19 protein-coding genes and 2 riboswitches are annotated in these 22,061 nt (G+C 45.3%); of the genes, 14 read left to right on the top strand and 5 right to left on the bottom strand.

The features are described from left to right. The first annotated feature begins 10 nt into the window (after positions 1 to 10). From ACO0KW_RS18305 to ACO0KW_RS18290, 4 genes are read left to right on the top strand one after another with little or no spacing between them, the layout of a single operon-like run. Positions 11 to 1,504, top strand: coding sequence for an NADH-quinone oxidoreductase subunit M (locus ACO0KW_RS18305; protein WP_423054806.1), 1,494 nt, complete (start codon positions 11 to 13; stop codon positions 1,502 to 1,504). A gap of 35 nt (positions 1,505 to 1,539) precedes the next feature. Then, positions 1,540 to 3,018, top strand: a complete 1,479-nt coding sequence (nuoN, locus tag ACO0KW_RS18300; RefSeq protein WP_423054805.1) for an NADH-quinone oxidoreductase subunit NuoN — start codon at positions 1,540 to 1,542, stop codon at positions 3,016 to 3,018. 32 nt (positions 3,019 to 3,050) lie between these two features. Further along, positions 3,051 to 3,353 (top strand): DUF2818 family protein, encoded by a 303-nt coding sequence (locus ACO0KW_RS18295; protein ID WP_423054804.1) that lies wholly within the window; start codon positions 3,051 to 3,053, stop codon positions 3,351 to 3,353. 15 nt (positions 3,354 to 3,368) lie between these two features. Further along, positions 3,369 to 3,950, top strand: coding sequence for an NUDIX domain-containing protein (locus ACO0KW_RS18290; RefSeq protein WP_423054992.1), 582 nt, complete (start codon positions 3,369 to 3,371; stop codon positions 3,948 to 3,950). A gap of 8 nt (positions 3,951 to 3,958) precedes the next feature. Here the strand turns inward: ACO0KW_RS18290 and ACO0KW_RS18285 are convergent, their stop codons facing one another. Beyond that, positions 3,959 to 6,070, bottom strand: coding sequence for a TonB-dependent receptor plug domain-containing protein (locus ACO0KW_RS18285; RefSeq protein WP_423054803.1), 2,112 nt, complete (start codon positions 6,068 to 6,070; stop codon positions 3,959 to 3,961). 300 nt (positions 6,071 to 6,370) lie between these two features. After that, entirely contained in the window at positions 6,371 to 8,041 is a 1,671-nt protein-coding gene (locus ACO0KW_RS18280) for a 4Fe-4S dicluster domain-containing protein (protein WP_423054802.1), read from the bottom strand. 433 nt (positions 8,042 to 8,474) lie between these two features. Between ACO0KW_RS18280 and ACO0KW_RS18275 the strand changes: the two genes are divergently transcribed. Further along, on the top strand, positions 8,475 to 9,251 hold the full coding sequence (locus ACO0KW_RS18275; protein ID WP_423054801.1) for an SDR family oxidoreductase: 777 nt from the start codon (positions 8,475 to 8,477) through the stop codon (positions 9,249 to 9,251). A 68-nt stretch (positions 9,252 to 9,319) separates the two neighbouring features. Here the strand turns inward: ACO0KW_RS18275 and ACO0KW_RS18270 are convergent, their stop codons facing one another. Further along, entirely contained in the window at positions 9,320 to 9,877 is a 558-nt protein-coding gene (locus tag ACO0KW_RS18270; protein WP_423054800.1) for a LuxR C-terminal-related transcriptional regulator, read from the bottom strand. 228 nt (positions 9,878 to 10,105) lie between these two features. Between ACO0KW_RS18270 and ACO0KW_RS18265 the strand changes: the two genes are divergently transcribed. Together ACO0KW_RS18265 and ACO0KW_RS18260 are read left to right on the top strand one after the other, a co-directional pair. Next, positions 10,106 to 10,804: a CoA transferase subunit A gene (locus ACO0KW_RS18265; RefSeq protein ID WP_423054799.1), complete on the top strand. Its 699-nt coding sequence runs from the start codon at positions 10,106 to 10,108 to the stop codon at positions 10,802 to 10,804. Between the two features lie 41 nt (positions 10,805 to 10,845). Further along, complete coding sequence (locus ACO0KW_RS18260) at positions 10,846 to 11,487, top strand: CoA transferase subunit B (protein WP_423054798.1); 642 nt, start codon at positions 10,846 to 10,848, stop codon at positions 11,485 to 11,487. A gap of 144 nt (positions 11,488 to 11,631) precedes the next feature. Here the strand turns inward: ACO0KW_RS18260 and ACO0KW_RS18255 are convergent, their stop codons facing one another. Next, on the bottom strand, positions 11,632 to 12,240 hold the full coding sequence (locus tag ACO0KW_RS18255) for a DUF3617 domain-containing protein (protein WP_423054797.1): 609 nt from the start codon (positions 12,238 to 12,240) through the stop codon (positions 11,632 to 11,634). Positions 12,241 to 12,290: 50 nt separating this feature from the next. Further along, a complete protein-coding gene (locus tag ACO0KW_RS18250; protein ID WP_423054796.1) occupies positions 12,291 to 13,085 on the bottom strand; it encodes a 3-hydroxybutyrate dehydrogenase in 795 nt (264 codons plus the stop codon). A gap of 116 nt (positions 13,086 to 13,201) precedes the next feature. On the opposite strand from ACO0KW_RS18250, the gene ACO0KW_RS18245 reads away from it, so the two are divergent. From ACO0KW_RS18245 to gcvH, 7 genes are all read left to right on the top strand, one after another. Next, positions 13,202 to 14,065, top strand: coding sequence for an alpha/beta fold hydrolase (locus tag ACO0KW_RS18245; RefSeq protein ID WP_423054795.1), 864 nt, complete (start codon positions 13,202 to 13,204; stop codon positions 14,063 to 14,065). A gap of 24 nt (positions 14,066 to 14,089) precedes the next feature. After that, on the top strand, positions 14,090 to 14,437 hold the full coding sequence (locus ACO0KW_RS18240) for a RidA family protein (RefSeq protein ID WP_423054794.1): 348 nt from the start codon (positions 14,090 to 14,092) through the stop codon (positions 14,435 to 14,437). 5 nt (positions 14,438 to 14,442) lie between these two features. Next, a complete protein-coding gene (locus tag ACO0KW_RS18235) occupies positions 14,443 to 16,680 on the top strand; it encodes a RelA/SpoT family protein (protein ID WP_423054793.1) in 2,238 nt (745 codons plus the stop codon). 130 nt (positions 16,681 to 16,810) lie between these two features. Next, positions 16,811 to 17,965 (top strand): M28 family peptidase, encoded by a 1,155-nt coding sequence (locus ACO0KW_RS18230; RefSeq protein ID WP_423054792.1) that lies wholly within the window; start codon positions 16,811 to 16,813, stop codon positions 17,963 to 17,965. A gap of 161 nt (positions 17,966 to 18,126) precedes the next feature. Beyond that, positions 18,127 to 19,803 carry a M14 family zinc carboxypeptidase gene (locus tag ACO0KW_RS18225; RefSeq protein ID WP_423054791.1) on the top strand — a complete coding sequence of 559 codons (1,677 nt, stop codon included), beginning with the start codon at positions 18,127 to 18,129 and terminating at the stop codon, positions 19,801 to 19,803. Between the two features lie 145 nt (positions 19,804 to 19,948). Continuing rightward, a riboswitch (glycine riboswitch) is annotated at positions 19,949 to 20,046 on the top strand. Positions 20,047 to 20,057: 11 nt separating this feature from the next. Continuing rightward, a riboswitch (glycine riboswitch) is annotated at positions 20,058 to 20,187 on the top strand. Positions 20,188 to 20,301: 114 nt separating this feature from the next. After that, the gene (gene gcvT, locus ACO0KW_RS18220) at positions 20,302 to 21,426 is read left to right on the top strand and encodes a glycine cleavage system aminomethyltransferase GcvT (RefSeq protein ID WP_423054790.1); all 1,125 of its coding nucleotides are present in this window, start codon (positions 20,302 to 20,304) and stop codon (positions 21,424 to 21,426) included. A 185-nt stretch (positions 21,427 to 21,611) separates the two neighbouring features. Then, the gene (gene gcvH, locus ACO0KW_RS18215) at positions 21,612 to 21,989 is read left to right on the top strand and encodes a glycine cleavage system protein GcvH (RefSeq protein WP_315467019.1); all 378 of its coding nucleotides are present in this window, start codon (positions 21,612 to 21,614) and stop codon (positions 21,987 to 21,989) included. Positions 21,990 to 22,061 lie beyond the last annotated feature (72 nt).

The following is a 22,061-nucleotide window of genomic DNA, read 5'->3' as shown; positions in this document are numbered from 1 at the left end:
TAAGATAATCATGATGCTGTCAAACTCTCCATTATTAAGCCTGTCGATCTGGTTACCAATCGCATTTGGCGTTTTCGTATTAGCTTTTGGTCGTGATAAGAACCCTAGTTTGGTTCGTCTCATTTCTTTGGTCGGTTCCTTGTTTAGTTTCGCTGTCACTATTCCGGTGATACTGGGATTCAATAATTCAGCGCACGGTATGCAGTTCGTGGAACGGATGAATTGGATTGAACGCTTTAACGCTTTTTATGCTTTGGGCGTCGATGGAATTTCTATGTGGTTGGTGCCGTTGACAGCTTTCATTACGGTGATCGTCGTGATTGCCGCTTGGGAAGTCATTGAGAAAAATGTAGCTCAATACATGGGTGCGTTTTTGATCTTGTCGGGCCTCATGATCGGTGTTTTCTGCGCCACTGATGGTTTGTTGTTCTATGTATTCTTTGAAGCGACTTTGATTCCTATGTACATCATCGTTGGTGTCTGGGGTGGTCCGAATCGTGTTTATGCTGCATTTAAGTTTTTCCTGTACACCTTATTGGGGTCATTGTTGACTTTGGTCGCAATCATTTATTTGTACTTTAAGTCTAACGGTTCATTTGATATTCAAGTCTGGCACCAATTGCCATTGTCTTTGCATGTACAAATTTTGTTGTTCCTTGCGTTCTTAATGGCGTTCGCGGTCAAAGTTCCTATGTGGCCAGTTCATACTTGGTTACCTGATGCTCACGTAGAGGCACCGACTGGTGGCTCCGTGGTTTTGGCAGCGATTATGTTGAAATTGGGTGCATACGGTTTCTTACGGTTCTCACTACCTATCGCACCGGATGCTAGTCACTATTTGTCCGGGATGATGATTACCTTGTCTTTAATCGCGGTGATTTATATCGGCTTGGTTGCTTTGGTTCAAAAAGACATGAAGAAATTGGTTGCATATTCTTCGATTGCCCACATGGGTTTCGTCACTTTGGGCTTCTTCATGTTTAATGAATTAGCAGTGCAGGGCGCCGTGGTACAGATGATCTCTCACGGCTTCATCTCTGCCGCGATGTTCTTGTGTATCGGTGTGTTGTATGACCGCGTACATTCGCGTGAAATCGCTGACTACGGTGGAGTGGTCAATACTATGCCTAAATTTGCTGCTTTGTTTGTATTGTTCTCTATGGCGAACTGTGGCTTACCAGCGACTTCTGGTTTTGTAGGTGAATTCATGGTGATCATCGGTGCCGTGAAGTTTAATTTTTGGATCGGTATGTTGGCAGCAACTGCCTTGATTTTTGGTGCAGCATATTCCTTGTGGATGGTTAAGCGCGTAGTGTTTGGTGCGATTACGCATGACCACGTTGCCAAGCTGGTTGATTTGAATAAACGCGAATTCTTTATGTTGGGCGTATTGGCAATTGCTGTTATCGCAATGGGTCTCTATCCAGCACCGTTCACAGATGCGATGCAAGTGTCTGTGGCTGATCTGTTGAAGCATGTTGCAACATCAAAAATTGCTCCGTAGTCGCTATTAGAAATTAGAAATTAGAAATCGATAATATGAACCTGATTCCACCATCACTTTATCCAGAAGTATTTTTGCTGTTGTCAATCTGTGCGATTTTATTGGTCGACATGTTTCTCGGTGATGACAAGCGAAATATTACTTATGCCTTGAGTTTGCTGTCTCTGGGCGTGTGTGGCCTGTTGACTATGAATGCGACTAGTGGCACCTCGGTCTATCTGAGCAACAATATGTTTGTCTCGGATGCGATGTCAAATTTATTGAAGATGTTCAGCTACATTGCCGTTGGCGTCACTTTTATTTACGGTCGCCAATACGCTACTGATCGTGGCATGACAACAGGCATGCTAGGTGGTGAGTTCTACACACTTGCCTTGTTCTCTTTGTTAGGTCAGATGATCATGATCTCTGGGAATAATCTTTTGATTATCTATCTTGGTTTGGAATTGATGTCTCTGGCTTTGTATGCCTTAGTTGCTTTGCGTCGTGATCACACTGCTTCAACTGAAGCAGCGATGAAGTATTTTGTTTTAGGTGCTTTGGCTTCTGGTTTCTTGTTATACGGCATCTCTATGTTGTATGGCGCAACGGGCACATTGAATCTCAACGAAATGTCGAGAGTGGCTGCATCTGCGACCGCGAACAAAACGATACTGGTATTTGGGATTGTTTTCTTAGTTGCAGGTCTGGCGTTTAAATTGGGTGTTGTGCCATTCCACATGTGGGTACCAGACGTTTATCAAGGCTCTCCGACAGTTGTGACTTTGTTATTGGGTGGTGCACCGAAATTAGCAGCTTTTGCGATTACTTTCCGTTTATTGGTTGAGGGCTTGTTCCCACAAGTGCTGGATTGGCAGCAGATGTTAATGGTCTTGGCGGTGATGTCGATGGCTATTGGTAATATCACAGCGATCGCACAGACAAACTTGAAGCGGATGCTGGCTTATTCCACCATTTCACAAATGGGTTTCATGTTGCTTGGTTTCTTGTCTGGCGTCTCGAACGGTAATGTGACATTGGCAGGTGAGGCTTACAGTGCGTCTATGTTTTATGCAATTACTTATGTGATGACCACTTTGGGTACCTTTGGTGTTATCTTGTTGTTGTCTCGCGCAGGTTTCGAAGCAGAAAACATTGTTGATCTTAAAGGCTTGAATAAGCGTAGCAAATGGTTTGCATTCATCATGTTGCTGTTGATGTTCTCTCTGGCGGGTATCCCACCATTGATGGGCTTCTATGCGAAATTGTCAGTCTTAAGCTCGGTGGTTGCGGCTGGCCAAATCTGGTTGGCGGTAGCGGCGGTACTGTTCTCTTTGATCGGTGCTTTCTACTATTTGCGTATCGTTAAAGTCATGTATTTCGAAGAGCCAGCTGATACTACGCCTATCGTGGCTCACATGGATTTGAAAATAGTGTTGAGCGTAAATGGCTTGGCAGTATTAGCTTTAGGTATCATGCCAGGTTCTTTATTGCAAAGCTGTATCGACGCAATCAAGAGCACTTTAGCTTCTTAAGTTTTTTATTCCCTACCAAAAAGAGAAGTGCTTTGAATACATCACTATCAAGTTGGCTTGTGATTGTCGTGGCACTTCTTGCCGCTAGTTTGCCTTTTTTTACTGAGCGAGTTTTTGGTCTCATACCCATCAAATTTACAAAGACTGTCTGGGTGCGTTTAGTTGAATTAATTGCGCTGTACTTTGGAGTCGGCGCTATGGGTTTTTTGCTGGAAGCGAACGCGGGTAATCGTTTTGAACAGCGTTGGGAATTCTTTGCCATCACAGCATGCCTGTTTATCGTGTTTGCATTTCCGGGATTTGTGTATCGTTACCTACGCAAGAATTCAAATTAAGTGTCTAAGCCAAGTATGCAAATCCTTGATCTACGTCCAGATCAAAATCCCCAACTAGCTGAGATTAAAGTTGATAGCCAACGCGTTTACCAAGGTAGTTTTCTGCACGTAGAAAAAGATACAGTCAGACTGCCGGACGGTAATCTGGTCACGCGTGAATATATCAAACACCCAGGTGCGGTTGTGATCTTACCTTTGTTCGACGATGGCACAGTCCTGATGGAACGGCAGTTTCGCTATCCACTCAATCAAGTCTTTCTAGAATTCCCCGCCGGAAAAATAGATCCAAACGAAGATTCTTTAGTCTGCGCAAAGCGGGAACTCAAAGAAGAGACAGGCTACACGGCAAGTGATTGGCAATTTCTTTGTACTATCCACAATGCGATTGCCTACGCAGATGAACATCTGGATATTTATCTGGCACGTGGCTTGATTGCAGGCGAGGCAAAACTCGATGAGGAAGAATTTTTAGAGATCTTTACCGCACCCGTTTCTGAAGTATTAGAATGGGTCAACTCAGGCAAAATCACTGATGTGAAAACTGTCATTGGTGCTTTTTGGTTAGATAAAATTCTCAAGCAAGAATGGAAATTCTGAAGCATTCATCATAGTTTCATTTCTAATGTGACGCCAAATTGCCTGAATGACGGTGAAAATTCCTGATTAGTGGTTATGAGCTTACTGCTAGCATATTGTTGGATATTGAAATTGTCTTGCGCCAGCAAATTTCGTACAACAAATCGCATTGTGGTCTCTTTGTTCAATTTCCACTTCACAAATGCATCCAAACGGCGACTCACACTAATATAGCGACTGTTTTCTCGGGATAATTGAAATGGACCTCCGCTTGTGAAGGTATAGGATGCGCCGCCCGACCAATTATTGTTCGCGTTGTAATCGATCCCTGTGTTGCCAGATATACGTGCTTGCTGTGCAAATCGATTATTGGGTGTAGGAACATTATCTACGGTCGACCAATTGCGGGCAGCGTTCGCTCTGAATTCAATATTTTTGCCACCTTCGAATAGTCCTGATAAGGGAAATTTGGTGTCTAGTTCGATACCATACGCTTGTGCATCACCGTCATTGACAGGCATATCAACCCATCGTTGATTGATCTCACTAATGTCGCGGCGGATGACGTTTTCAATCTTCTTAAGATAGGAAGTCACACTGTATTTCAAACCATTCTCTCCAAAATGTTCAAACCCTGCATCAAGACCTAAGGCTATTTCTGATTTTAAAAATGGATTGCCACTTCTTTCTGGAAACGCAGACTGATTGTTTAAGCCTTTAAAATTAGAGGGTATTAAGTCTGTAGCATCTGGATTTTTAAAGCTGCGAGCAAATGCCAACCTGACTTGATTTTCCTTACTATCAAGCAGCTTCCACAAGCTCTGAAATATCGGGCTTAACACACTGGTGTTATTTTTGAACTGACTGAAATTGTCACCCGATCCTTTAGTCTGAAACGTTTCCCAACGAATGCCCAGATAGTTTGACCAGGTTGGTGTGGTTTGCCATTCATCTTGTACATAAAACGCTGCCCGCTGAATTTGCACGTGACTCGTTTCGCTCAAACTATTTGCTTGTGTAATAATTTGGCCAAGAACTTGATTGCTCGTTTGGTTTCTATGACTATCCGAAGTGCTGATTGCGCCATCCCATCCACTTTTAGCAACGTGTGTTTTCGCAAATGAAGTCACGTAACTTCCTGTTGATTTCCAATCTTGATGCATTTCATTAATCTGTGTTTGTCGTGTTATTGGTATTGAAGAACTAGCATTCAAAGTTTGATCTGAACCTGCTATTCCAAGCACAAAATGATTAAATCCAAGATTGAATTTGAATGTTGACTCATTGCCGAATTCATTCGCTAAACGACGTTCCCAATTGAGTTCAGAACCCAATGCTTTTCTATCGTCATGCGATCGAGTTTTTTCGGTAGTGGTTCGCCAGTCGGTCAAACTATTTCTCGTGACGGTTTGGTAGAAAATATTATTCTTCAACGTTAGGGTGTCGCCGTCTACGAGCGTCCAAGTAAACCTAGGATCGATATTCAATGCAGGGAAGGATGCTCGCGTTTGAAATTTCGCATATTGTGTATAAGCGTGCTCAGTTGATCTATTTAGGGTATTTAGTACTCCTTCATTAGCGCCAGTAAAATCTCCCGCGATGATTCGCACTCTGATTCCGTAGGAAAATCGTTCAAGCTTACTGGACTGATTGAAGTTGATATTTCCAAAATTATCAATTGGGGAACGATTGAAACTCGCGATGAAATCGCGGCTAGTCGTCTCTATCTTCTTCATAATTACATTAATGGTTCCGGCGATCGCTCGGGTACTCATATCCGCTGTACCAGAGCGTAGTATTTCTATGCGTTTGATCTGATTAACATTGATCGTGTCGATGTTCATGCCTCTTGGCAGAGGCTCGCCATCAATAAGAATCTGTGTGTATCCATTGGCTAAACCGCGCATACGAATCTCACTACCGGTGATGGTAATGCCAGATTGACGCTTGAGAATTTCCGCTATATTGGATTCGCCAAATTGCTTTATTTCCTCTTCTGTCACCACGATTTTTGTAGCGGTGTCCTCGCGCCGCGCATCATACTGTTTGGCAGTAATCTCGACCTTCTGTTCTTGTTCAGATGTCGCTGGTGATTTATTCGCGATGTTTTCTTGTGCAAACGCCTCATGTGGGATGCACATATAACTCAATATCGAGCACACTAATATCTGTCGGGTCAGGGATGAGGAATAAATAGCATGCATGAAAAAATCGCTTCAAGAAAATAATGCAATTTTCGACAATATCACATTGCATTATCTATAACTAGATTTTTTGACTTTGCCAGTATGTTCGTTTTTGCTCTATAGACGGGTTCCTGAAACTTTGGATATGCGTCAATAGACATGCACATTGCAAAGCAAAAAAACCGCTAAAAAAGTAGCGGTTTTTTTAAGTTACTTCAATGAATCGGGACCTATATAAAGCCACTCAACAATCGATTACATACTAGGATAATTCGGCCCACCACCACCTTCAGGTGTAACCCACACGATATTCTGGGTCGGGTCTTTGATATCGCAAGTTTTACAGTGGACGCAATTCTGTGCATTGATTTGTAGGCGATCTGCGCCTTCGTCGGTTTTCACAAATTCATACACTCCCGCAGGGCAGTAACGACTCTCTGGTCCTGCGTATTTCGCCAGGTTGACGTTGACCGGCACGCTGGCATCTTTCAAGGTCAGATGGATAGGCTGATCTTCGGCGTGATTTGTGTTGGAGATAAAAACGGAAGACAAGCGATCAAAAGTAAGCTTACCGTCTGGCTTAGGATAGTTAATCGGCGTGAATTCAGACGCAGGGCGCAGGCAAGCATGATCTGGCGTGGAATGACGCAAAGTCCACGGTGCTTTGCCACGTAACAGCACTTGATCTAACCAAACGAATGGTGAACCGTAAGCGCCTTTTTTTAGTAAATTCTTGACGTTACGTGCGACGTGCAATTCTTCATGTAACCACGAAGCTTCAAATGCTGCTGGGTAGGCTGTCAGTTCATCATGTTGACGTGCTGCACCCAAGGCTTCAAACGCTGCCGTTGCCGCTAACATGCCCGTTTTAATCGCAGCATGGCTACCTTTGATGCGGCTCATGTTCAAGAAGCCTGCATCACAGCCGATTAATGCACCACCTGGGAAAGTTAATTTAGGTAGAGATTGCAAACCACCTGCAGTGATTGCACGTGCACCGTAAGAAATGCGTTTTGCACCTTCAAAGAAACCGCGAATTGTTGGATGCGTTTTAAAACGTTGGAATTCTTCGAACGGTGAAATATAAGGATTTTCGTAAGCGAGACCGACTACATATCCTACGGCGACTTGATTGTTTTCTAAGTGATAAAGAAAAGAACCCGCGTAATCACTCATCATAGGCCAACCTGTCGTATGCACGACTAAGCCTTCCTGATGTTTGGCCGGATCAATCTCCCACAACTCTTTAATCCCGATACCGTAAGACTGGGGATCTTTACCTTTATCGAGTTCATACTTCGCAATCATTTGTTTGCCCAGATGGCCGCGCGCACCTTCAGCAAACAACGTGTATTTAGCATGCAATTCCATGCCGATCTGAAATGAAGGGGATGCTTCACCTTCGCGGTTCACGCCCATGTTCCCAGTAGCTACACCCTTGACTGAGCCATCGTCATTGAATAAGACTTCAGCGGCGGCAAAGCCCGGGAACACTTCGACGCCTAATGCTTCGGCTTGTTGTGCCAACCAGCGTGTGACGTTGGCTAAGGATACGATGTAGTTGCCTTCATTGTGGAAGCATTTTGGAACCAACCAATTTGGCGTCTTGAACGAGCTGTTTTCAGTCAGTACATAAATTCGATCTTCTGTGACTGGGGTGTTGAGAGGTGCGCCGAGTTCTTTCCAATTTGGGAAAAGTTCGGTCAAAGCAATCGGATCCATAATCGCACCAGACAAAATATGCGCACCGGGCTCTCCACCTTTTTCCAAAACCACGACAGAAACTTCCTTGCCGCTTTCTGCTGCTAATTGTTTGAGTTTGATCGCTGCAGATAAACCAGCAGGGCCGCCACCGACGATGACGACGTCATATTCCATCGCGTCGCGTGGACCATATTCTTCTAGCAATTTTTGTGAAGTAGTCATTTTTAATGTGAGCTTTCTAAATGGAAGGCAGTAGCTTGCTAAAGTCGATCCACGATCTTATGAGCACTCACACAAATGTGCAAGGCGATCAACTAGTGGTGGATTTCTAATGCCAGAATCTTGTTGTATTTTGAGTAGGTCTTAATAGGCGAATTATCCCAGATTTTACGCTGCTTGCCTGCTGGCTAATTTTAGAAATCAAGAGATTCGACGCTGAAAGCGCCAATATTCTTACTGAAACGTCGTTTTTATTGAAACTACTCTAATTCCATTAGCCCAATGCAATGTTGATTGCGAGTATGATTCGATCAAAGTAAAAAATTATTTGAACTTATATTTTGTCTTATATTTGGTCTTACTTTTAGACTTATTTGGGGCACCGTAGTGGCATTTAAAAATCGATCATCAGATCACAATTTAGTTGGAGAAAGAAATGGGAATTGAAGTTAATTTTGAGGGTAAAGTAGCCCTTATTACCGGTGCATCGAGTGGCTTAGGTGCGCGTTTTGCCAAAGTATTAGCAATGGCAGGTGCACAAGTCGTGTTGGCATCACGCCGGATTGATCGTTTGAAAGAGTTGCGCGCAGAAATAGAAGCCGACGGTGGCGCTGCACATGTAGTGGCTTTGGATGTGACGGATTACGCGAGCATTAAGTCTGCAATTGCGCATGCCGAAACCGAAGCGGGTCCTATCGATATTCTGATTAATAATTCAGGCGTATCAACACAACAAAAATTGGTGGATGTCACTCCGGAAGACTACGCCTTCGTGATGGATACCAATCAGCGCGGTGCTTTCTTCGTGGCGCAAGAAACTGCGAAACGCATGATTACCCGCTACAAAGGTGATCACAAAAAACAACATCGCATTATTAATATCGCTTCAGTGGCAGGCTTGCGTGTGATACCACAGTTGGGTATTTACTGTATGAGCAAAGCTGCTGTGGTGCAAATGACTAAAGCAATGGCGGTAGAGTGGGGCAAGTTTGGCATCAATGTGAATGCAATTTGTCCTGGCTATATCGAAACCGAAATTAACGAAGATCATTTCAGAACTGAGCAGGGTCAAAAGTTGATTGATATGTTGCCACGTAAACGCGTTGGAACACCGGAAGATTTAGATGGCTTATTGTTGTTATTGGCGGCCGAAGAATCGCGCTTTATTAATGGCGCAATTGTGTCAGCTGATGATGGTTTGAGTGTGTCCTAAGCCAGCAAATATCAGAAGGATAGAATACCCAACCTACTGAGGTCGGGTATTTTTTTGGGTGATTAAATTTAATTTATTCGTAATAATTTGTTAATTAAATCATTTGATGTGGTCGCATTGAGTTTTTTCATTAACTTGGCACGATGCATTTCTACCGTGCGCGGACTGAGATTCAAATTCCGGGCAATTATTTTGCTGGTTTGACCATCTGCCAACAGCGCAGCGATTTCGCGTTCACGAGTTGATAGTTCTTGTGATACTTTTCTCCTTGCGCTCAGATCATCAAAAGTCCAGATGCCGGCGGCATGCACGTTGTCGGTAGATAAAGAGCGCCCAGTAACATGGCACCAAAATAGTTCTTGGTTAGCCCGCTTCATAATGCGCTCGTCCGAATATGTTCCTGTCGCATTGATGATAGGCACAATGCGCGCACCTGTCCGTTCAAACTCATCCGAACTTGGATACAAAATCAAAAATGATTGGCTCACAAGTTCGTCTTGACGATAGCCAAACATCGTCGCCAAAGCACGATTGCAGGCAGTGATACGTCGATTTTGCGAAACGCACATCCCAATGGGAGCCAATTCAAAAATGCTTGCAAAGTCGATCGGCAGGGCAGTAGACATAGTCGGACAAAAATGAGGTAGTGATGAATCGACGTGAAGAGATGCTGACGACGATTTGTAAGCTGCATAGAATACAACGAAGCGCATATTCTGGCGAGAGTTAGCTAACCGGCTGTGCGTTATCGCATATCGCCTGTGCGACGATTATGTAGTAGTTCTACGGTATTGCATTGTCGTCCATTGCACTCTATCCTAGATTTTTTTTGTACACCTAAAAAAGGGAGACGTATGAATAAGCTTTATCCTGATGCTGCAACGGCACTGGCAGATATAGTCCAAGATGGTCAAACCATTGCCGTTGGGGGTTTTGGTTTGTGTGGTATTCCAGAAGCCCTGATTGGTGCTTTGCGCGATAGCGGTAAGAAAAATCTCACTGCAATTTCCAACAATGCAGGTGTTGATGGTTTTGGCTTGGGGCAATTACTGACCACCCGCCAAATTACCAAAATGATTTCATCTTATGTGGGTGAGAACAAAGAATTCGAGCGCCAATATCTTGCCGGTGAATTGCAATTGGAATTTACGCCACAAGGCACTCTAGCTGAAAAGTTACGTGCGGGTGGCGCTGGCATTCCAGCATTCTTCACCAAAACTGGCGTCGGCACGATAGTCGCGGAAGGCAAAGAATTGCGCGAATTTGATGGCGAACAATATGTGATGGAACGTGCTCTGGTTGCGGATGTGTCTTTGGTGAAAGCCTACAAAGCCGATAAGGCTGGCAATCTGGTGTACCGCAAAACAGCGCGCAATTTCAATCCCAATGTCGCGATGGCAGGCAAGATTACGATTGTTGAAGTCGAACAGTTAGTCGAGATTGGTGAAATCGATCCGGATGAGGTTCATACGCCTGGCATTTACGTACATCGAATCGTCGTCAATGCGAATCCTGAGAAACGCATAGAACAACGTACTGTAACGCCGAGCTAATCACAGTTAAGACATCACCGAATAATAAAGAGGACATCATCATGGCATGGAATCGTGACGAAATGGCTGCACGTGCAGCGCAAGAATTACAAGATGGCTTTTATGTGAACTTAGGAATTGGTCTGCCAACTTTGGTTGCCAATCATGTACCAAGTCATATGGAAGTTTGGTTGCAGTCCGAAAACGGCTTGCTTGGTATCGGACCGTTCCCAACAGAAGATCAAGTCGATCCAGATTTGATCAATGCGGGTAAACAAACGGTAACGACTTTGGCTGGATCCTCCATATTCAGCTCCGCTGATTCATTCGCCATGATACGCGGCGGCAAGATCAACGTGGCGATTTTGGGTGCAATGCAAGTATCCGAAAAAGGTGACCTCGCGAATTGGATGATTCCAGGAAAAATGGTCAAGGGCATGGGCGGTGCGATGGATTTGGTGGCAGGTGTTGGCCGTGTCGTGGTCTTGATGGAGCATGTGGCAAAAGGCGATGCACACAAAATTTTGAAAGCCTGTAATTTACCATTGACCGGAGTTGGCGTAGTAGATCGAATCATTACGGATTTAGGTGTGATCGATGTTACTGCGAATGGTTTGAAGTTGGTGGAATTAGCACCGGGTGTAACGAAGGAAGAAATTCAGGCGAAAACCGAAGCAGAAATTGATATGGCAGCGTTAGCTTAAGCGGGCAATACTTGTAGTCATTCTGGATGCGGGATTGATTTTAAAAAAACCGGGCAGATCATAAGCCCGGTTTTTTTTGCATGTAATTTTAGCTAAGACTGCTAGAAAAAATGAACGACTTACAGGAATATTTGGAATGGGTGTTTATTTCTTGGTGTTTGGTGTTGCACTAGCGCTGGCAGATGCGTTCGACATGGCATCGGACGGTGCTTTAATTGGTTTGATATCGCCGCAGTCAGCACTAATCCATTTCCCCGTTGTTTCCACATGTTGAATAGAGGGCCGGCGATTGGCTATCCCCTTAAAATCAAAACTCGATTCTAGGCTCTTTTCTGTGTAAGTTGCCTTGACTGTGCCTGTGCCTTTGAGATTTGGGTTGTCGCAAGCCATTTCCATGATGTAAGTATTGCCTTGTCGTTTGTTGCTTTTTTGTTTGCAGCCACCAGGGTTATTCTGCAAAGGTGCTTTGCCATTTTGCTCGGACATTTCTTTTGTTATACAGACTTTTTGTTTGATCGCCCCATCCTGCATGTCGGGCATTTTGATGCCACGTTTTTTTAATTCTTCTAATTGTGCGGGCGGTATTGACTGCATACTCTTGAGCATGTCTGATTTGACTGTCATTTCCCAAAGGCCAGGCTTCATTTTTTCTTCAGCGTGGGTAGATGCGGAGAACGCATTAAGTCCCATGATGGCAAGGATATAGTAGCTTGAAGTTAAGCCTGTGAAGCTTAAATTTTTCATCATGTTCATGTGCGTCTCCTGATCGGATTGAATGTGAGTACGGTGAAACTATTCTGCGATTATTGTGCGACCCAACCGCCATCCATGTTCCAGGCAACACCGCGGATTTGAGTTGCCGCATCGCTGCAAAAAAATACTGCTAAAGCCCCTAACTGTTCTGGCGTAACAAATTCGCCCGACGGTTGTTTTTCTGAGAGTAGAGATTTTTTTGCGGCTTCATTGCTGATGTTGTCGCGCTCAGCGCGGGCATCGACTTGTTTTTGTACAAGCGGTGTCAATACAAAGCCAGGGCAAATCGCATTGCAGGTGATTGCGCTATCGGCCGTTTCTAGAGCGGTGGTTTTTGTGAATCCAACCAAACCATGTTTGGCTGCGACGTAGGCGGATTTTTGTGCGGATGCGACTAAACCATGTACTGAGGCGACATTGATAATCCTCCCCCAATTCTTTGTACGCATAGAAGGTAATGCTAAGCGTGTAGTATGAAATGCTGAAGTCAGATTAATCGCAATAATCGCATCCCATTTTTCAACCGGAAAATCTTCAATCGCTGCCACATGCTGAATGCCAGCGTTATTCACCAAAATATCCACACCGCCAAACTCGGCGTGTGCTTGCGCCATCATCGCGGCGATTTGATGGACCTGAGTCATATCTGCATTTGAATAGCTCGTTTTGACTTGAAAATCTTGCTCTATTGCCGTACGTAAATCGGCGATTTCTTGCGCATCGCCAAAGCCATTCAAACAAATATTGGCACCTTCGGCGGCGAGTGAACGAGCAATTCCCAAACCTATGCCTGAGGTGGAACCCGTGACTAGGGCAGTTTTTCCAACAAGTGATCGAGTTTGCATGCGGTTTCCTATAAAAAAACAAAAATAGTGAGAGAAAAAAAGTCTTCAAGGGGATTTTATGCCAAACCCTCGGTAAAATGGCAGCTTACTCTCTCAAACCAACAAAGAATTTTGCTATGACTGTTACCCGTCAATCTGTACAGTGTATCTCTCCTGCAGGCCTTCATCGTATGTCTTACAAGGAATGGGGCGACCCGCGGAATTCTAAGGTCTTGATTTGCGTGCACGGCGTTACTCGTGTAGCTGATGATTTCGATGTATTGGCACAAGCATTGCAGGATGAATATCGCATCATTTGTCCAGATATCGTCGGACGTGGGCAATCTGATTTTTTGCCCAATCCTCAGTTGTATCAAATTCCTCAGTATGTGAGTGATGTTGTCACATTGCTCGCGCGACTTGATGCCCAGACTGTCGATTGGTTTGGAACATCGATGGGCGGCTTGATCGGGTTGATACTCGCGTCAATGAAGCAAAATCCCGTACGCAAATTAATTTTGAACGATGTCGGCCCAAGTTTACACTTTGACGGCTTAAAACGGATCGGTGAACTGATTAGTCAGGACGTTCGTTTCGATACTTTCGCACAAGGTGTGCAATTTATTCGTGAGGTCTCTGCCTCGTTTGGCCCGCATAGTGAGGCGCAATGGGACAAGCTTGCGCGCGATGTATTGAAGCAAAATGCCGATGGCAAATGGGTTCGCCATTATGACTTGAGTTTAGCGATTCCGGTGCAGGCTACCACCCTCGAAACCGCTGCGTTTGCCGAAAAAATGTTGTGGTCGGCGTATGATGCAATTAGCTGTGAGACCTTATTAGTGCGTGGTAGTGAATCTGATTTACTGAGTGCGGAAACCGCGCGGCAAATGCAAGTGCGGGGACCGCGTGCAAGCTTGGTGGAAATTGCAGGGGTAGGGCATGCGCCAACTTTTGTCCATGCAGAACAAATTGCCATCGCAAAAGATTTTTTACTCAGTTAATTTTAATTTTGGAGTTGAATTGTTATGCAGCGTTTTCATGTAGGTCCACGTTTATCAGAGTTTGCGATTTTCAATCAAACCGTCTATCTCGCGGGACAAGTTCCGGAAGATACTAGTCAAGACATTGTCGGACAAACCAATAATGTCCTGGCTCAAATTGATCGTCTGTTAGAGGAAGCCGGTAGCGATAAGGCACGCATACTGATGTGCCAGATTTTTATTACGGACATGGCAAACATGGCCGGAATGAACGAAGCTTGGGATGCGTGGGTTGCACCGGGCAATGCGCCGCCGCGCGCAACTGTGCAAGCTGCCTTAGCCAATCCTCAATGGTTAGTTGAAATTGTCGTTACCGCTGCACAGAAAAAATAATTTATATGGTCTCGCTCTCTGCTTCTCTTTCTGAATCACAATTGGTTGAAGGCCTGTCGGCTGCAGATGCTGCTCGAATTACGCAAGCACTGGAGTTTGTCACGCCGTTTTTTGAAGACAGAAATATCGTCACAGAACAAAATGCGTTGCAGTTTGCGGTTGGTGTTGCATCGACTTTAGCTATGCTGAAGACGGATGTTGATACACGGATTGCGGGATTGTTATTTGAGTTGTCGGAAATTAATCCTCTGGCAGCGGAAAAAATAGAGGCAAAATTTGGCAGGGAAATCGCAGATTTAGTTGCCGGCGTCAGACGTCTGATGCGACTGCGCGAGGCCACCCTGACCCAGCATGATGTTGGACGCGGCAAAGATGAAGCAGAGCGGACGGCATCGCAAATGGAAGTCTTGCGTAAGATGGTGCTGGCGATGGCGAATGATATGCGGGTGGTCTTGGTACGCCTCGCATCCAGAGTCACCTCACTTCGTTATTTTGCCGAATGTAAGCGCGATGATGGTGCAGTTCAACAATACGCCAGCGAAACCATGGATCTTTACGCGCCTTTGGCGAATCGCCTTGGTGTTTGGCAATTAAAGTGGGAGTTGGAAGATTTATCGTTTCGCTTTTTAGAGCCTGATCAATACAAGCGTATCGCCAAAATGCTGGAAGAGAAGCGAGTGGAACGTGAAAGCTTCGTCGTTTCCGCAATTGCACGATTAGAACATGAGTTGACGTTAGTCGGTGTCAAAGCGGAAGTCAGTGGTCGCCCAAAACACATCTATAGCATATGGAAAAAGATGAAGGGCAAGCGAGTCGATTTTGACGAGCTCTATGATGTGCGTGCTTTCCGTGTGATCGTCGACGACATAAAAGATTGCTATACCGTGCTCGGGATTTTGAATAATTTGTGGACGCCAATTCCTAAAGAATTCGACGACTACATTTCACGCCCAAAACCAAACGGTTACAAATCACTGCACACGGTGGTGATCGTGGACGATGGACGTCCTCTCGAAGTGCAAATTCGCACCAAAGAAATGCACCAGTTCTCTGAATTTGGTGTGGCCGCACATTGGCGCTACAAAGAGGCGGGTGGCTCGAATTTTTCTGCGCACGAATATGACGAAAAAATTGCTTGGCTAAGACAACTGCTGGCATGGAAAAATGAAGTCTCCGACGTCGTCGTTGATCAGGAGCAGCTACAACGTGAATGGGTGGAGAAGGTTAAAGCGGCGACGCTGGACGATCGCATCTATGTGTTAACGCCACAAGCGCGTGTAATTGAGTTGCCGACGGGGGCAACTCCGGTTGATTTTGCTTATCAGTTGCATACCGACGTTGGTCATCGCTGCCGAGGTGCACGTGTTGATGGTGTGATGGTGCCGCTCAATACCAAATTGAAGAACGGTCAGACGGTTGAAATCATCACACTAAAAATCGGTTCAATTCAAACCGGTCCGTCGCGCGATTGGCTAACGCCGGAATACACAGTCGGTACTCGTACTCGAAGCAAGATTCGCGCTTGGTTCAATGCAATTGATCAGGAAATTACGCTATCGACCGGCCGCGGTATGATAGAAAAAACCTTGCAACGCGAAGGTAAAACTTCTGTCAATTTGGAGGAGTTAGCACGTAAGTTGAGTTTTGCCAGCCTAGATGATTTGTTCTTGGCAGTCGGCAAAGAAGAATTCAGTTTGCGTCAAGTTGAGACTGCTTTGCGTGATGATCCAGAAACGGAAGATACACCAGAATTCGTGATCTCGAATAAGATTCGTGCATCCAGCGTGATTCATGGAGCGAAATCGGGTGTTCTGGTCGTTGGAACTGACGGCCTCATGACGCAATTAGCACGTTGCTGTAAACCAGCACCGCCGGACGATATCGTTGGCTTTGTCACTCGTGGGAAAGGCGTATCTATTCATCGCTTAAGTTGTAAAAATTTCGCCGAGATGCGGAATAAGGCGCCGGAACGCGTCATTCAAACGACTTGGGGAGATGGTGGTAAAGATTCCGTTTATCCTGTAGATATTTTTGTGCTAGCGCAAGATCGACAGGGATTGCTGCGCGACATTTCAGAGGTGTTTTCGCGCGAAAAAATTAATGTTATTGGTGTTAATACGCAAAGTGCCAAAGGACAGGCAAAGATGTCTTTTACGGCAGAAATTAACGGTACCAGTCAGTTGCAAAAAGCGCTGACTGTGATACATGAAGTGAGTGGCGTGCAAGAAGTTAGAAGAGCTTAGCGAACGAGCCAATTGGCGTGAACGGGAACTAATTGGCGATTGTTAGCTCTGATGTTCTCGATTGCTATAAATTGGACTGTTTCTATATTTATTGGAAATGGTATTCATAATTTAAAAACGAGTGGAAAAGATGAATAAGAAAATGATGAATGCATTCAAAGTGCTTGGTTCAATCGCATTGCTTTCTCAATGTGTGATGTCGGGCAATCTATTGGCTCAAACGACGGCAGTGAGTACCACACAAAAAATGCCTGCATTGTCTGCACCCATGCAAGTAACTGTGGACCGCATTTCGGCTGACTCTATGCGCGGCCATTTAAGTTTCTTGGCATCTGATTTATTGGAAGGCCGAGCAACGCCGTCACGCGGTTTGGACTTAGCTGCTGAATACATCGCGGCACAATTTCGTGTGATCGGTTTGGAGCCAGCAGTCAATGATTCTTACTTTCAAACGGCTGATTGGAATGTATTGAAAAGGGACTTACCACGTCGACCTGGCACGCCCGCGCCAGCCGCTGATGCAGAGCCGCAACCACCGGTGATTGTGCGTAATGTGATTGGCGTTTTGCGAGGTTCTGATCCCGTATTAAGAGATTCCTATATTTTGGTCACCGCACATTACGATCATATAGGTATGAAACCAAATGCAGAAGGCGATAAGATTTTTAATGGCGCCAATGATGATGCGAGTGGCACTGTTTCTGTGATTGAACTGGCTAAAGTGTTCGCGCAAATGAAAGAACGCCCAAAGCGCAGTATTGTTTTTATGACTTTCTTTGGTGAAGAAAGAGGCTTGGTAGGTTCACGTTACTATGGTAAAAATCCTGTGTTCCCTATAGAGAAAACGATCGCGGGTATTAATATTGAGCAAGTTGGTCGTACTGATGATTCAGAAGGTTCGCAAGTTGCTTCTGTGGCTGTGACAGGATTTGATTTCTCTGATGTCGGTGCCATCATTAAACTAGCTGGCGATAAAACCGGAATCAAGGTGTGGAAACATGCGAAGAATAGCGACGACTATTTTGGACGCAGTGATAATCAAGCAATTGCCGACCAAGGCGTACCAGCGCATACGATTAGTGTTGCCTATGCTTTTCCAGATTATCATGGTTTAGGTGATGAAGCGAACAAGATCGATTACGACAATATGGCGAAAGTAAACCGTGCGGTGGCAGTGGCGATAGAACAAATTGCGAATAGCAAGGATGCGCCTAAGTGGGATGAAAAGAATCCTAAGACAGCAAAATACGTCGACGCCTGGAAACAGCGTAACGCCGGTAAATAAATTTGCGGAACTGTTAGCGGATTTACGGATCAGAAAACGACCTGAGTTATTGATTGCTCGGGTCGTTTTTTTATGCGAGTGAGATAAATTCAGTAAGTCGGAGTCTCACTTAATTTTTAACTGCAGTCTCACACCAACCTAAAAGAATAACAATGAAATCTATGAAAATTTCTTTACTCGCTTGTGGAGTGGCGCTCACATTTGCTTCGATCGTGCAAGCGGGGGAGATGCCAAAAGGTAACAATTGGCCGCAAGCGCGTTTTGAACAAAATAATTATCAGACGACTAGCACGGTCGCTGATGTAGCGCAATTCATGGCGGCATTGCAAATAAAGGATAAGTCACTAAGCTCATATCGTCCAAAAATTGGGCCACGTAACACGGAGACTGGTCAGCCCTTGAATGCCTGGCGTCTGGCCGCGACAGGCAAAGATCCTTTGCGTGTGTATATTAATGCGGGGATTCATGCTGGCGAGGTTGAAGGCAAAGATGCGATACAAATCATCCTACGCGAGCTGGTTCAAGGTAAATATCCAGAAATCCGTCAAGCGATAGAAATTGTCACACTGCCGACATATAACGCTGACGGTGCTGATGCGCAAGATCCTTTGAATCGTCGTCATCAGCCAAATCCAGCCGGTGGGGTAGGACCACGTGAAAATGCTTTTGGGATAGACCTGAATCGCGACATGATGAAAGCGGCTGCGGCAAATACACGTTGGATGCTGGCGATGTATCAAGATTTTCAACCGGCGGCGGTATTTGATTTACACACGACCAATGGCAGCTATCACGGCTTTCATATTACCTATGAACCAGCTTGGGCGACGGGTGGCGATGCATCGCTACAGGGACTTAATCGTAAGATGTTGACGGATGTGCGAGCGACCATGCTGCCGCGTGGTATGCCGACCTATGACTACGGTAATTTCCGCTATAACAAAGATAAGCAGATTGACGGTTGGGAATCGGCTTTTTCTACGCCAAACTTAGTTAGTAATTATCCGACGCTGCAATATGCTTTGGGTGTTCTGGTTGAGACCTACGTGTATCGCAGCTACAAAGAACGTATAGAAGACAATCGCCTGTATGTGGTGGAATTATTGCGGTGGCTAGCCGCAAATAAAGAGCAAGTCAAACGTGAGCAAGCAGCCGCAAAAGCTCGTTGGGCTGATCAATGGAAAAATAATGACGCGCGCCTGCCATTGCGCACTGAAATGACCTTGGCGGAGACCTATAGTTTTGACGTGGTTGATCCAGTTAAAGACGCGAACGGTCAAATCATCGGCGAAAAATCACGTACCAAGATGGACTTGCCTGCCTATGTTGCCTTCAAAGCGGTGGATGAAATTCTTGTCCCACAAGGCTATCTGGTTGATCCGGCTTATGCCGAAAAATTACGTCCAATATTGGAGGCGCATGGTTTGAAAGTATTGCCGGGATCGGCTCGACCGAAAGACCAGGCATTGATGTATTTCGACGAAACTGAACGCAATATTGCGAAGGATACTTTCCAGGGAATTTTTACCGCTCAAATTAAAGGGCAGTGGAAAGAACAAATTCCAGAGAAACGTGCGGGCTATACTTGGACCAAAGAGACTTTAGACAAAGCATTGTATGTGCCTTTGAATCAGCCTTTAGGTCGTTTAGGGTTTTACTTGCTTGACCCGCGAAGTGGCGATGGGCTGGTGTATTGGGGCTATTTACATGCTTACTATGCAAGGGGCAAAGGGATGTGGGGTGAGCCACCACGTCAGCCGATTTTGGCGGTGGGTAGTGCCGCAGCGAATCATACCGCTGAAAGTGTTGCAGGTAAGCCTGAGCGCGTGCAGGAGTGAGATAATTAAATTAAAGGAAATTTGCCTCCAATAAGTGACTTTTGAACGCTTATTTGCATAAGACAATTGACACTTTATTACGCAATAAAATGTGAAAAAAAGTGCTGCGATAAGAAATCACCCAGATGTTTCGGGTTATAATCGCGGCACTTGATCGGGAGAGAGTGGTGACTCACAGAGTACATCGCCGCCGAAGGGGCTAATACCCAACAAACTCTCAGGCAAAAGGACCGATCAGCGGGGTTGTGTGAAAACTCCCCTACTCTGGAGAGCGGTAGCAGTGTGCTGAATTATCAGACATTGAACTACCCACCGAAGGTGCGACGAGACTCCGTTTTTATGCGGAACTCGTAATCTCTCAGGTACCAGGACAGAGGGGTAACGATTTTTGACTATTTTTGATTTGAATTGAAAGTAGCCAGGTAGCATACGGAATGTAATGATTCGTATGTTTTTTTTCGTCCCTTTTTTGTCCATTATTGGTACTGAGGCTCTCACATGACGCAAGCAACTCTTAAAGTAACTCCCTTGAACGCAGCACATCGTGCAGCCGGCGCGAAGATGGTTGATTTCGGTGGATGGGATATGCCAGTTAACTATGGCTCCCAAATCGAAGAACATCACGCGGTGCGTACCGATGTAGGCATGTTCGACGTTTCCCATATGTGTGTAGTTGATCTCAAAGGCGAGAACGTCCGCAGCTTCTTGCGTGGCCTGGTTGCTAATAACGTCGATAAATTACAAGTGTCGGGTAAAGCCCTGTATTCAGCGATGCTGAAACCTGAAGGCACTGTGATCGACGATTTGATCATCTACTTCATGAGCGAAAGCTGGTTCCGTCTGGTGGTCAATGCTGGTACAGCAGAAAAAGACGTTGCATGGATGAATGCACACAACGCAGCAACGAACGCCGGCATCACGATCACGCAACGTCGCGACGGTGCGAACTCCTATGGTTTGATCGCAGTCCAAGGTCCTAACGCACGTGCTAAAGCATGGGAAGTTCTGCCAGAAACCAAAGCAGCCAGCGCAGAAATGAAACCATTTAATGCTGTGATTGTCGATGGCACAGCCTTCGGTGAAGTGATGGTTGCACGCACTGGTTATACAGGTGAAGATGGTTTTGAAATCGCGGTATCAGCAGAGCGCATTACGGATTTGTGGAATGCTTTGGTCGCTGTGGGTGTGAAACCAGCTGGCTTGGGCGCACGCGATACTTTGCGTTTAGAAGCCGGCATGAATCTGTACGGTCAAGATATGGATGAAACCGTTAATCCATTAAATGCTGGATTGGCATGGACTATCGATCTGGTAGCAGAACGTGACTTCGTCGGCAAAAAAGCTTTGCAAGAGCAAGGTCAAACAGCGCAATTCTTAGGCTTGATTCTGCGTGAAAAAGGCGGCATTTTGCGCGCACATCAAAAAATCATCACAGCACATGGCGAAGGTGAGATCACCAGCGGTACTTTCAGCCCAAGTATGCAAGAAGCGATTGCTCTGGCGCGTTTGCCAATGGGTGTCGCAATCGGCGACACAGTTCACGTGCAGATTCGTGATAAGCAATTAGCAGCAACTGTAGTTAAACTTCCGTTCGTACGTAACGGCAAAGTTCTTGTAGCTTAAGGAGTCACCACAAATCTAATTCTAGAGCGCATTCCGGCGTTGTAAATCCTCACAATACCGACGTATTGCTCCGGTTTACGTCTTGGACTGCATCTCTATAATTGAATTTTTTTGGCGATCCCTGATTATTCAGAAGTACAAAAAGAAATTATTTTGAATTATTTTTAAATTTTTTGGAGAAAAACATGACAGTTCCAGCAGATCGTAAATACACAGAATCCCACGAATGGGTACGCGTTGAAGCTGACGGCACAGTGTCCGTTGGTATTACCGACTTCGCACAAGATGCATTGGGCGATATCGTTTTTGTTGAAGTACCAAAAGTCGGTACCGTATTGGCTGCTGGTAAAGATTGCTGCGTGATTGAATCTGTCAAAGCAGCTGGTGACGTGTACGCACCAGTGGCTGGTGAAGTTGTTGCAGTCAATGATGCCGTCGTTGACGCACCAGACTCCATCAATTCTGGTGCATTTGATGCATGGTTGTTCAAATTGAAGCCAGCCAATGCAGCGGATGTTGATGCTTTGATGTCAGCAGAAGCCTATCAAAAAAATATTGGTTAAATTTTGACTTTTACCCCTCGCCCGCAAGCGGGAGAGGGGCAGGGGTGAGGGCAATGTTTATTTGATGACAGT

This window comes from Undibacterium sp. Ji22W (assembly GCF_049340305.1).
Classification (GTDB): Bacteria; Pseudomonadota; Gammaproteobacteria; order Burkholderiales; family Burkholderiaceae_D; genus Undibacterium.
The sequence above is the reverse complement of the archived record's forward strand: the minus strand, read 5'-3'. Positions and strand labels throughout refer to the sequence as shown.